This is a genomic window from Halocatena pleomorpha, from assembly GCF_003862495.1.
In the GTDB taxonomy this organism is placed as follows: Archaea; Halobacteriota; Halobacteria; order Halobacteriales; family Haloarculaceae; genus Halocatena; species Halocatena pleomorpha.
On sequence record NZ_RRCH01000014.1, the window covers coordinates 154,054 to 165,433 of the forward strand.

The window sequence follows — 11,380 nt, forward strand, 5'->3', positions numbered from 1 at the left end:
AGACGGAACCCCAACGTATGTTAAAACATCGCTCAAAGGGACCATAATGGAACTCGAACGGATCTTGTTTCTCACCCAAGCGCTTGCGACTCACGCCGTCGTCGGTTACGCTCTGGTTCGCGGATTCACAGGGATCGATCCACGGATCGGAGCGATCATGGGTGTCGTTCCAGATCTAGACTTCTGTTTCCCACCGGAGTGGAGTTGGCCATTCGTCCACCGAGGGATCACCCATACGCCGTTGTTCGCGCTGACAGTCGTTCTCGGTGTCTACGCTGCTCGTCAGGATCGGGCGGTCGAACGGGCAGTGGGACTGGCGATCGGTTCTCATCTCGTAATCGATTCGCTGTCACCGAAAGGCATCGACTGGCTGTTCCCGCTCAGGACCGCTGTAAGCCCAGAGCTGCCCGTTCACGGACCGGTTGCAACAGTTCTGCTCTGGGCCGTGTCGGTCGGTATCCTCCTAGAAGACGTGCGATCGATCCGGTAACGGTCGTCCGGTTGGCAAGTAGTGGCCGTTCAGACATCCAGAACAGCCGTGTTTGACGCCGGGGATTACATCATGCTGCGGGTCCCTCTCTCGGGTATTCGCCCGTTATGATGTTGTAGACGATCGCAAATCCGGCTAGCACCATTACGAACAGCAGATTGAACCGGGCGTTCGGCGTGGTCGTTTTGCGCCGGAAGAGTTGACTCTCACACTCAGGACAGATCGTCTCTGCGGTATCGAACTCCGTTCGACACACCGTACATTCGTGAACGGTTCGCTCGTGGCTCCCGATGCCCACCGGCGTCGGATCGAGTCCGAAAAGTCGTTTGAGCGTTATCGTGCGGTCCATACCCTCTGTTCTCCGGAAACACACTTAATCGTTAGCCGTCGATTGGGTTTGGAACCAGACGAACGGATGTGTGATCTCCGATCAGAGTTCAGATGGGTCGTCGTGACTCTCCTCCTCTGGAATTTCATCGTAGGTCACCGACTCGTGTTCGGCTTCAGCGGCGTAGGTCGGCCAGAAATGGATCTCATCATCAGTGACGTCCGCTACGGAGGCCCGTGCTGCTCCTGCGAGATGGTCTCCGTCGTCTTTGAGCCACGTTATCTCAGAGACTTTCATGTCACTGCGAAGCGCAGGATCGATGTCGTCCGCGATCTTGATGTACAGCGTCGGACCGTCCATTCCCCGCAGCGTGCCGATCTTGTGCTCTTCGGCAGTGAATATTGGTTTACCGATATCGGCCTCGGTTACGTCTTTCATGGCTAAAACTAGTCCGAGACGGCTCAGTATAACTGTTCGTACTCCTGTATGAAACTGGTGTGCATCCCGGTCAATCGTCCCCCGTCGCGGATCGCTCGTCCGTCTCGGAGGGGGGAACGGCTGAAATCGGCCCAGCATCCGACTCGGCCACCGAGATCCGCACATCCGTCACTTTGTATTCGGGGGAGCGACTGGGCCCATCAAGCGGCTTCTCCTTTGTCAGATTGTTCGCACCACCGTGGAGGTAATGCATCGGAATGAAGATCGTACCTGGGTTCGGTCGGGTTGTGATTTCGGCCATCGCCTGTGTCTCGCCGTGGCGGGACGTGATATCGAGCATATCACCGTTCGACACACTGTACGCGTTTGCCGTCTCCGGATGGATCTCCACGAAACTCCTGTCGGTGTAGGACATGTCTCCGGGCTCTCGAAACGTCATCGTGCCGGTGTGGTACTGATACAGCACTCGTCCAGAGGTCATCACCAGTGGATAGTCGTCATCGGGCGTTTCGGACGGTTCGACGGTGTCAGCAGGATGCATGTGTGCCAGTCCGTCCGTTGTCTGGAACTGATCCGCGTACGTGTACGGAGTTCCCGGGTGGTCCTCGTCCCAAACCGGCCATTGAAGCCCTCCGTCCTCGCTGTGTCGTTCAAGGCGTTCATGTGTAATCCCGGCGTAAATCGGGGTGAGACCGTTGATCTCCTCCATAATATCACTCGCGTGTGAGAACTCCCAGTCGTACCCGAACCGTTCTGCGAGCTGTTGAGTTATTTTCCAATCTGGCTTTACGTTCCCGATCGGATCGATGGCTCGTTTGACCAGTTGTACGTGGCGAGTTGAGGCCGTGTACGTCCCGTTCGACTCCAGAGAGGATGTCGCGGGCAGCACGACATCGGCGTGCTCGGCGGTGTCGGTCAGGAAAATATCCTGTACTGCAAGGAAGTCGAGGGTTTCGAGCACCTCACGCGCGTGGCCGATGTTGGGTTCAGAGATCAACGGATTTTCTCCCTGAATAAACATCCCTCTGATATCACCCTGTTCGGCGGCGAGGAACATGTCCGTTATTCGGAATCCCTCCCTGTCGGGCATCTCTTCTACATCCATGTCGTACGCGTTAGCGAACTTTTTCCTGTTTTCTTCATCCGTGACAGGTTGGTAGCCAGGAAAGTTGTTCGGGACCGGACCCATGTCTCCCCCACCACCTTGTACGTTGTTCTGCCCGCGGAACGGTGACAGGCCGGCTCTGGGTTTACCGATGTGACCCGTGATAAGCGCGAGATTCGCCATCGCGTAGATGTTTTCAGTTCCATGCGCGTGTTCAGCCAGTCCGAGCGTCCAGCAAAACACGCACGAGTCGGCCGTCGCGATGGTTTCGGCCGCGTTTTTTAACTCTTCGGGTGGAACGCCCGCTTTCTCCTCGACAAATTCCGGCGTGAATTTCTCGACAGTCTCTACCACTTGGTCAAAGCCAGTGGTGCGCTCTTCAATGAACTCCTCGTCGTGGAGATCGTTGACGATGATACACCGGATCAGTCCGTTGATCCAGGTGGTATCGTAGCCGGGTTCGATGCGAGAGTACTGGTCCGCATACTCGGCCATCTGTATCTTTCGAGGATCAAACACGAGGAGATCAGCGTCGTTATCCTTAACGTTCTGTTTGATCATCGTGGCAAAAACCGGATGAGACTCCGTCGTGTTCGAGCCGGTGATCAGATAACAGTCGGTCTCTTCGAGCGCCTCGACCCCGACCGAGGCAGCACCGAATCCGACGGTGCTCGAGAGACCTGAGACCGTTGCTGCGTGGCACAGACGATTGCAGTTGTCAATGTTGTTCGTCCCGATCACCTCGCGGGCGAACCGTTGCATCACGTAGTTGGCCTCGTTGGTCGATTTCGACGACGCGACCAGTCCGAGCGCGTTCGGTCCGTGCTCTGTCCTGATCCCATCGAGTCCCTCCACGACGCGGTCAAGCGCTTCGTCCCACGACGCCTCCCGAAACTCGCCGTCGTCTTTCAGGAGGGGCTGGGTCAGTCGATCCTCGTTGGTGGCGTACGAATGTGAAAACTTCCCCTTCACACAGGTCGAGATGCCGTTAATGGGTGCCTTCTCTGGATTCGGACGTGTACCGAGGACAGTACCATCCTTCGAGAGGACATCGTACCGACAGCCGACCGCACAGTACTCACAGGTCGTGTCGGTGACATTAATGTCGTTGAGCTGGTAGTCTCCGAGCGCGTCCGCGATGGAGAACAGTCGGCCTTCGGAGATGGCATTTCCCATGAATCCGGAGAACTCGTGTTCGAACGGACGTACGACACGCTCGTTCGCGGCTTTTTTCACCTGTTCGCCGGCCCGATCCTTCGCGCGGGCCATAAAGCCCGCGACGCCCTGCTGTCCGCTCGCTTGTGGTTCATCGCTCATGATCGGTCAGCTCTTGCGGTCGTAAACTGCTCGCTTGCTTGGGGCTCGTTTTGGGTTTCGAGTTCGCTTTTCATCGGTGTTCTCTGTGTCGGCTGATGGTCGTATTCCCTACCGACGATCTCCTCAGCGGAGTTCTTGTGTGTGAATCCAGGGACTGGAAGCGTCGTTGCGTCCACTAATCCTTGTTCGAGGAGTGCACCGGTCGGACAGACTGTCGCACAGTGGCCGCACGAGACGCAGGTCGATTCCATCATCGTCTCCGCCCCGTTCTGGAAACCGATGCGCGTGTCATCTCCAGATCCCTCCATCCGAAGCACACCCTCGACTTGCACGTCGTTGCACGCTTCGACACACCGATTGCAGAGGATGCACTTGTTGCGGTCGATCTGAATGAACGGCGACGAGTCATCGATGGGTCCGAGCTGGTCGCGGTCGTGCATCACTCCATAGCGCGGGTCAACCACGTTGTTCTCTATCGAAACGTCTTGCAGTTCACACCGTCCGTTTTTCCCACACGTCGTACACAGCAGGTTGTGGTTCGAGAGTAACAGATCGAGATTCACGTCGCGCGCCTCGCGCGCCCTCTCGGTGTCGGTGTGGACAGTCATTCCATCGCGCGGCGGGAAGCTACACGAGGGGACGACGCCGTGTCGTTCGGTTTCAACCATGCACGTTCGACACTCGCTTCGAGGGCCGATTTTGGCGTTTTCGTCGTACGAACAGAGCGCAAGCACGTCGCCGCTGGTCTCGATCGTTTGACACGCATCGAGCAGCGTCGCTCCGGCCTCGGTTTCGACTCGTTGGCCGTCGATCGTGATCGTCGCGCGCTCCGTTGCGCCAGCGTCGGGATCGTTTGCCGTTCCTGGTGCGATATCTTCAGCGAGCGGTACCTCCGGTTCGTTGTGGGACTGTTCCCAGATCGGATCAGTGCTCATGGTTGGTTCTGTTAATATCTGTCTGGACCAGACGGTCCGGGGTGACAGTACAGCGTTCACGACTGGTTGCAAATGCCAGTCGGACAGTGCCCCTTGGCGTGTGCGGCGAATTCGGTTTCGAACTCCTCCATCGCGGTCGTGATCGGGCGAGACGCATCGCGGCCGAATCCACAGAGACTGGTCGTACGCATGACGCGCGCGAGTTCGCGGAGTATTTCGCTCTTGTATTCACCGTCGTACACGCGGCGAAGGATGTACACCAACTGTTTCGTCCCTTCGCGGCACGGGACACACCGCCCACAGTTCGTCTCTTTTGCGAACGTCGCGCGCTCGCCAACAAGTGCCACCATGCAGGTCGACTCTCCGAGCAGTTCCACGACTCCGTTCGTTCCCAGATGTGCACTCCGCAAGCCGGGTGCGCTCGCGGGCACATCAAGCGAACGAGTCATCCCACCGAAGACACCGCCGACGCACGCACCATGCCAGCCGTTTTCGAGTTCAACGGCCGATAGCGCTGCATCGAGCGTCGCGTCGGTTGACAGTTCGGTCGTTGCCAGTGTAGAATCATCGTCCGCGACAGTGATCAGGCGCGTTCCGGGGTCTGACGACGCTCCGCTGGAACCGTTCCCCGCAAGGAGCGCCCCGATCTGTGCGAACGTTCTGGGCGTGTGGATCAGGGTCGGTCGGCCGTTAACGCCGTATTCGCTCGGGCCCGGCGGCTGGCGACGGGCCTCAATCCGATGGTTCCCTTCGATCGCTTCAAGCGCCATCGTCGGCTCACCCGCCGTGTACTCGTCTGGACCGGTAACGACTCGTATCGGTATTCCAGTATCAGTGACAGCGTCGAGTGCGCTAGCCGCCTCCTGTACGCGCTCATAGGCGATCGTTTCGGTTTCGCTCAGGTAGATGACGACATCGGTCGCCCTGAGTGCGATCGCTGATGAGAGCGCCGCATCGACAACCGTAAGCGGTGCGCTTTCGAGGAGGAGTCTGTCACCGTCAGCGTGGTCGTCAGCCTCGTTTCCGTTTACGACCACGAGCGGATCATCAGATGTCTCGTAAACGGTCGTCCACTCCGCCGCAATGGACGTGTCAGTACTCGCGTCCCCGCGTCCGCGTCCCCGGAGATCAGACTGCATCACCGCCGTACGCACGCTTTCGGGATCGTCTTTAGCGCGGTCCGTGAAAAGATCGTCCCGGAGATCGGTGTACTCGTCAACGTTCGTCGGTGTCAACCAGCCACAGCCTCCGAGGACACGGCGAGAACCCACGCTCAGCGGGCCGGTCTCGGGCGTCGGCAGAACGGGCGTTGCGGGATCGTGCTCGACAACTGCCATCGCCCCACCAGCCGGTGCGGTCTCCTCTTCGAGGGTTGTCGCTATCGTTTCCATCCGTTCGGTCGAGGGACGGCTGTAAAACGCTGTTTTCCCGTCGACCGTTGCCATGACAAGCGGCTCTAAACCGACGTGGCCGACGGATCCGACCGCCGCTGTCGTGACCGACGTGTCGGCTTCGTTTGCCACGCGGAGAAGTTCCTGCCCACGGCCGTGACTCTTACTACCAGTAGCAACACGTACGGCCGGAGTGCCGTCGATAACCCTTCCATCAGCCATCGTTCAAACGATTCGAATCGAGATATAAATCTTCGTGGCTTGTATTTGAAACAGTATAGAACGTAATCATATTCAAGTAACAAGAGATCGAAGGGCGACCGCCGTCTCGTTATGTTGCGTCGGTGGCCTGTGGTCGATCGCTCTGCGTGCGTTTGTGTTGCTGAAGCCACTGCTGATACTCTGGTGGAGCGACGACCCGCACGGTTGCGAGCATCGTCGAGTGACCAACGCCACAGAACTCGGCGCAGTAAAGACGGTACGTGCCAGCCTTCGTAACATTTGTCTTAAACGTGGTCGTTCGACCGGGGAACGCGTCTTGTTTGACGCCGAGAGCGGGAATGTGGACGGAGTGAATCACGTCTGTCGAGGTGATTCTGAAGAGGATCGTTCGGTTCGCAGGAAGCACCAGCGTATTCGTCGTCGTCACTTCCTCGTCGGGGTACGTGAACTCCCAGAACCAATTTTGTCCCGTAACGTGAACGTCGACAGGCCGTGAAGAATTTGTCATGTCAGGACCAGCTGAAACCGTCAGATTTCCGAGCACCAGGTACGACGAGGTGCCAACGAACAACAGGATAAGTACGACGACGACAGTCCACGTGATTTCAAACGATGGACGTTCCTCCGTCGGCTTCGGATCGTTATTGGCGTGGAACGTTATCATAGCGTACAATATCGCCCCTTCGACGAGGAGGGTGAGCGGAACTGCGACCAGCAGTAACCGTCGATGCAGCGTTCGAAGGAGTACCTCGCTCACGGAGTCGTAGCCGGGCGTCGGAAGCGGAACCACAGCAACGGTTATTACAATCAGTCCGACGAGCAGTACCACGAGGGGAAGTAGCCGCGACTGATTCATCACTCATCCTCCCGTTCGAGTTGCGTCTCGAACCACTGCCACTCCCGCGTGAACTGACCGATGTCCTTCAAGTCCCAAACGTCGGCGTTTTCGATCCGCGGACCCATTCGGTAGGATTGAACCATGTTCCACAGCCAGATGAGCACTCCGAGACCGAGGAGATACGCACCGCCAGTCGCGATCTGCTGAAGAAGCGTGAACTCGGCTGGATACGTCGCGTACCGTCGCGGAAGACCGAGATACCCCACGATGAGCATGGTGAAAAACGCGATCCAGACGCCCGCGAACGTGAGCACAAGGTGGACGAGCGCCAGCCGTCTGTCGTACATCTTCCGGGTGAGAATCGGATACCAGTAGTAGCTTCCAGCGAACATCGCAAAGACGATCAGGCCCATGATAATGAAATGAAAGTGTCCCACGACGTACCACGTATCGTGCACGAGAAGGTCAACAGGGATAGACGCGAGGAACACACCGGTGATCCCGCCGACGGCGAACGTGCTAATGCCACCGATGCAAAAGAGCATTGGTGCGGCGAACCTGATCCGTCCGTTCCAGAGGGTAGCGATCCAGTTGAACATCTTTATCGAACTCGGCACTGCGATGGCGAGCGAGACGACCATGAACGACATGCGCAATCGTGGGTCGATACCGGTGGTGAACATGTGGTGTGCCCAGACGCCAAACGAGAGGACACCGATCGCCAACGTCGTGTACACCATCGACCGAAAGCCGAACACTTCGCGCGCGGCGAACTTCGGGAGTATCAAACTGACGAGCGTGAGACCGGGAAGGACGATGATGTACACTTCCGGGTGGCCGAAAAACCAGAACAGATGTTGCCAGAGCAACGGCCCACCGCTCTTGACCGCGAAAAAAGTCGTCCCGAAATTGCGATCAAGAAGGAGCATGACGAACGCGCTCCCTAGCAACGGAAACGCGAACAGGATGATCCCGCTCATAGTGAGCATCCCCCACGAGAAGATGTCGATATCAGCCCATGAGACGGAATCGCTGCGTTCAAGAATAATAGTGGTGATGAAGTTGATTGCGGCGATCGTCGTTGCGATGCCCGAAAGATGAAGCCCCACGAGAAGGATGTCCGTTTCGGGGTTCGTACTCACCACAGAGAGTGGAGGGTACAGCGTCCAACCGAGTTCAGGCGGTTGTATCGCAAACAGAAAACCAAGATCCAGATCTAATGCAAGGAACAACCGCCCAATCACTTCAGTGATGAGTCCTGCTCGAACGAGGACGAGTGCAGGCGGGAGCAACCAGAAGCCGATGGCGTTCAACCGGGGAAACGCCATGTCGTCCGCACCGAGCATGATGGGAATAAAGTAGTTTCCGATTCCTGTGAACACCGGCGTGACGAACAACAGCAACATCGTGAGCCCGTGGGTCGTAAAGAGAGCGTTGTACGTCCCACTGGTCCAAACGACCGCCTCGGGATTCAACAGTTCTGTTCTGATCATCATCGCGTCGGTCGCCCCCCACAGCCCAGTGAACGTTCCAAAGATGAGATACAGGATACCGATACGCCGATGATCGATGGTCAATACCCACTCAAGAAGATCGACCACTCCTGGAAGTCCAACCTCATCGCTGACGGTCACAGTGCCACCGTCAGTCCACGGTGACGGTGACCGTCCGATCGACCGCAGCAGCCATGCTGTTCCTGCCGCGATCCCTACAACGAGCACCATGAACGGAACGACATCCACCGTTATGTCACCCCATCACCGTCCGCCCGAATGCTGATCGAAAACACGTATATAAAATAGCTACCTTAGATTATAAAATTTATTTTGTTCAGATATAGATTACACTGGCATGTCCGCGGCTGATGTCGTGTTCGTCGTGATTCGTGTGGCGTTGCGCACGTGCGGCACTACGCACGGTTATCCGTTGTGTCTGGAGATGGTGGCTGTCCAGTCCAGTTATACACCGCTCCGAGCGTGAATCCGTATGCAAGGTGTGTGAGAAGCGTTACGGCGAGATAGAAGAGTACAACCGACGTGTCGATCTGGGCAGTTCCGACGAGAACGAAGCCGATCCACAACACGGTGGCAAGCAACATTCCTTTCACGGCGGGATCGTGTTGCGGTGGGAGGTAGGGAAAGAGGAGAGCGAACAGAAGCGGCCAAACGACGATACCGAAAAAAAAGAAGATGAGCAGTCCCCGCCCCACCCGTCCGGGCATTCCGAAAAACCTGGCGAGAGCGTCGAACAAGGACAGTTCCGACCGCGTCTGGACATCAACGATTAGAAGGGCCATGCTCATAACGGTCGTGCTCGCAACACCGGCGGTGATCGCGCGTTGTACTTTGTGCATGGTTGTATGGTGGACATCGACTGTCTACTTGCGTTACTAGATTCGTTTCAATGTATGGCCCGTATAGATATCAGTCCTTCGGACCACAGAACGAAAGGATTGGACGACCATTCCGGCCACAGACAGGACGCCAATAATTTTTGCGCGTTGATTGGCTACTCATAATAATGAACCGGCGAACGATGCTCAGGCTGGCTGCCAGCAGTTCGATCGCTTCGCTCACTGGCTGTATCAACGCTCGCTTTACCGTTCCGCCGGATCCCGCCTCTGGAGCGTACTCCCACGACTTCTACGCGCTCGGAGCCAAGACGACAGGGTGGCGGGGCATCGCTCCCCAAGAGATCCGCAGTAATTTGAACCCGGAACTCAAGTTCCGTCCCGGCAGATCCATCCGTCTTCGGTGGACAGCCCTTGATAGTGCACGGCACAAGATCATCATCGAAAGCAGTCTGGGAAAGACGCTCTATGAATCAGAGGAACTCTCTAATCGTGGTGAGACACGGACGATCACCTTCGAATCGTCTCAGGAGATGACGACGTACTACTGTCCGTACTACCCGATACAGATGCGCGGGAGCGTGCTCTGCACTGAATACTAGTGATTCGATGACGATTCGTCGCGGTCGTCCTCACCGGTATACGCCGCTGGTTCCGAGAGCATGAACCGTGATTGTATCCGGTCTGCCGTCTCCGAGTGACCATCACTCGACTCAGTGAGAAACGTGAAGACGAGATACGTGATAGGGGCGAGTGTGAGTATTGGGACGAGATGAAGGCCGAAGATTTCCAGTATCAGAAACCAGTTCTCCCAGCCCCACGGGTTGTACGCGATGAACAGTCCGGTGAGCACGAGAATGATCAGCAGGGGTGCTCCGTTTGGAACGCTGTCGACTAGTCGCGTGTCGTCGAATCCGAACATGGAGCGTCTACCGATTGCCTGTTCGTCGACCAGCGTTAATACTCTGCTGGCAGCACCACGCTAGTTCAACTACGGCGCACTGATCGAGGCACCGATATACACGGCTGTGACGAGGAAGAGCCAAACCCCATCGACGAAGTGCCAGTACATCGAAACGGTACTGATTGATGTCATCCGGGTCGCTGAATACTGCTCAAGCAACCAGCCACGGACGAAGACGATACTCAAAAGCACCACGCCGAGTGTGACGTGGAGTCCGTGGAGTCCGGTCAGTCCATAAAACGCGCTTGCAAACAGTCCACTCGAAAGCGTGTACCCTTCTCTGACGACGAACTCGTAGTACTCGTACAGTTGTCCAATGAGGAACACTGCGCCGAGAGCCACTGTGACACCGAGCAACCGGAGAAAACGCGTGCGATCGTTCTCATGAAGCGCCCGGTGGGCGAAATGCACCGTCACGCTGCTCGTGACGAGCAACACCGTATTCACGAACACCACCGGACTGAGAAGTTCCGGTATCACCCCTCGGGGCCAGGGGTGTGCCCGAATGTAGAAGTAGTACGTGAACCCTGCGCTGAACGTGGCAACCTCCGTTATGAGAAACAGAAGCGTCGTTGATCGAAGCGTCAATTGGGCGTGGATATCGGTTCCGTACTCCCAGTACCGATAAACGAAGGCGTGATACAACCACCCGAGCAGTCCACTCACAAAAAGACCCAAGCCAACGAAAAAGAGCACGAAACCGGGCCACTGGGGGACAAACGAATTGACGCCATATCCGAGTCCGTATCCGATAATGATAGTAGCCACGCCCACGTACAGTAACCCGACGCCGACAGCGCTCATCACCGGCCATAGACTCGTTTCTTCGATTGTCGTCGGCCAATCGTACACGCCCGGCGTCTCCTCAGATCGTGGCCGTCCATCCCCTCCTTGCGTCGTTCGTTCATCGGTCATACGTATAGTCCTCAGTAGTTCCCCATCCGTGACGAACGGGTCAGTCCGACATCGCTTGGGTACTCGCCCTTCGGCGGCATAACGTCT

At 56.9% G+C, this 11,380-nt stretch carries 12 protein-coding genes; 2 read left to right on the top strand and 10 right to left on the bottom strand.

Annotated features, from left to right (window positions below; genetic code table 11):
- The first annotated feature begins 46 nt into the window (after nt 1–46).
- Nucleotides 47–490 (top strand): metal-dependent hydrolase, encoded by a 444-nt coding sequence (locus tag EIK79_RS07200; RefSeq protein WP_124954442.1) that lies wholly within the window; start codon nt 47–49, stop codon nt 488–490.
- Between the two features lie 70 nt (nt 491–560).
- Here EIK79_RS07200 and EIK79_RS07205 read toward each other — a convergent pair whose 3' ends face one another.
- From EIK79_RS07205 to EIK79_RS07240, 8 genes are all read right to left on the bottom strand, one after another.
- Complete coding sequence (locus tag EIK79_RS07205) at nt 561–839, bottom strand: hypothetical protein (protein ID WP_124954443.1); 279 nt, start codon at nt 837–839, stop codon at nt 561–563.
- Nucleotides 840–920: 81 nt separating this feature from the next.
- Nucleotides 921–1,256, bottom strand: a complete 336-nt coding sequence (locus tag EIK79_RS07210; protein ID WP_124954444.1) for a hypothetical protein — start codon at nt 1,254–1,256, stop codon at nt 921–923.
- Nucleotides 1,257–1,326: 70 nt separating this feature from the next.
- Complete coding sequence (gene fdhF, locus EIK79_RS07215; RefSeq protein WP_124954445.1) at nt 1,327–3,678, bottom strand: formate dehydrogenase subunit alpha; 2,352 nt, start codon at nt 3,676–3,678, stop codon at nt 1,327–1,329.
- Nucleotides 3,675–4,613: a 2Fe-2S iron-sulfur cluster-binding protein gene (locus EIK79_RS07220; protein ID WP_124954446.1), complete on the bottom strand. Its 939-nt coding sequence runs from the start codon at nt 4,611–4,613 to the stop codon at nt 3,675–3,677. The genes fdhF and EIK79_RS07220 overlap by 4 nt, the downstream gene beginning before the upstream one ends.
- A 56-nt stretch (nt 4,614–4,669) precedes the next feature.
- Nucleotides 4,670–6,226 (bottom strand): NADH-ubiquinone oxidoreductase-F iron-sulfur binding region domain-containing protein, encoded by a 1,557-nt coding sequence (locus tag EIK79_RS07225; protein ID WP_124954447.1) that lies wholly within the window; start codon nt 6,224–6,226, stop codon nt 4,670–4,672.
- A gap of 109 nt (nt 6,227–6,335) precedes the next feature.
- Entirely contained in the window at nt 6,336–7,082 is a 747-nt protein-coding gene (gene coxB, locus EIK79_RS07230; RefSeq protein WP_124954448.1) for a cytochrome c oxidase subunit II, read from the bottom strand.
- A complete protein-coding gene (locus tag EIK79_RS07235) occupies nt 7,082–8,788 on the bottom strand; it encodes a cbb3-type cytochrome c oxidase subunit I (protein WP_124954542.1) in 1,707 nt (568 codons plus the stop codon). Before EIK79_RS07235 ends, coxB begins: the two co-directional genes overlap by 1 nt.
- Before the next feature lie 185 nt (nt 8,789–8,973).
- Nucleotides 8,974–9,417, bottom strand: coding sequence for a DUF6789 family protein (locus tag EIK79_RS07240; RefSeq protein ID WP_124954449.1), 444 nt, complete (start codon nt 9,415–9,417; stop codon nt 8,974–8,976).
- Between the two features lie 167 nt (nt 9,418–9,584).
- Here EIK79_RS07240 and EIK79_RS07245 point away from each other — a divergent pair, with 167 nt between their 5' ends.
- A complete protein-coding gene (locus EIK79_RS07245; protein WP_124954450.1) occupies nt 9,585–10,016 on the top strand; it encodes a hypothetical protein in 432 nt (143 codons plus the stop codon).
- Here the strand turns inward: EIK79_RS07245 and EIK79_RS07250 are convergent.
- Both EIK79_RS07250 and EIK79_RS07255 read right to left on the bottom strand, forming a co-directional pair.
- Nucleotides 10,013–10,336: a DUF6684 family protein gene (locus tag EIK79_RS07250; protein ID WP_124954451.1), complete on the bottom strand. Its 324-nt coding sequence runs from the start codon at nt 10,334–10,336 to the stop codon at nt 10,013–10,015. The genes EIK79_RS07245 and EIK79_RS07250 overlap by 4 nt on opposite strands.
- Nucleotides 10,337–10,405: 69 nt before the next feature.
- A complete protein-coding gene (locus EIK79_RS07255; protein ID WP_449405142.1) occupies nt 10,406–11,299 on the bottom strand; it encodes a cytochrome c oxidase subunit 3 in 894 nt (297 codons plus the stop codon).
- Between the last annotated feature and the right edge of the window lie 81 nt (nt 11,300–11,380).

What these genes read in the sequence shown, in the direction of transcription:
- EIK79_RS07200 (WP_124954442.1), top strand. Translation starts at nt 47, where the DNA reads ATGGAACTCGAACGGATCTTGTTTCTCACCCAAGCGCTTGCGACTCAC.
- EIK79_RS07205 (WP_124954443.1), bottom strand. Translation starts at nt 839, where the DNA reads ATGGACCGCACGATAACGCTCAAACGACTTTTCGGACTCGATCCGACG.
- EIK79_RS07210 (WP_124954444.1), bottom strand. Translation starts at nt 1,256, where the DNA reads ATGAAAGACGTAACCGAGGCCGATATCGGTAAACCAATATTCACTGCC.
- fdhF (WP_124954445.1), bottom strand. Translation starts at nt 3,678, where the DNA reads ATGAGCGATGAACCACAAGCGAGCGGACAGCAGGGCGTCGCGGGCTTT.
- EIK79_RS07220 (WP_124954446.1), bottom strand. Translation starts at nt 4,613, where the DNA reads ATGAGCACTGATCCGATCTGGGAACAGTCCCACAACGAACCGGAGGTA.
- EIK79_RS07225 (WP_124954447.1), bottom strand. Translation starts at nt 6,226, where the DNA reads ATGGCTGATGGAAGGGTTATCGACGGCACTCCGGCCGTACGTGTTGCT.
- coxB (WP_124954448.1), bottom strand. Translation starts at nt 7,082, where the DNA reads ATGAATCAGTCGCGGCTACTTCCCCTCGTGGTACTGCTCGTCGGACTG.
- EIK79_RS07235 (WP_124954542.1), bottom strand. Translation starts at nt 8,788, where the DNA reads ATGGTGCTCGTTGTAGGGATCGCGGCAGGAACAGCATGGCTGCTGCGG.
- EIK79_RS07240 (WP_124954449.1), bottom strand. Translation starts at nt 9,417, where the DNA reads ATGCACAAAGTACAACGCGCGATCACCGCCGGTGTTGCGAGCACGACC.
- EIK79_RS07245 (WP_124954450.1), top strand. Translation starts at nt 9,585, where the DNA reads ATGAACCGGCGAACGATGCTCAGGCTGGCTGCCAGCAGTTCGATCGCT.
- EIK79_RS07250 (WP_124954451.1), bottom strand. Translation starts at nt 10,336, where the DNA reads ATGTTCGGATTCGACGACACGCGACTAGTCGACAGCGTTCCAAACGGA.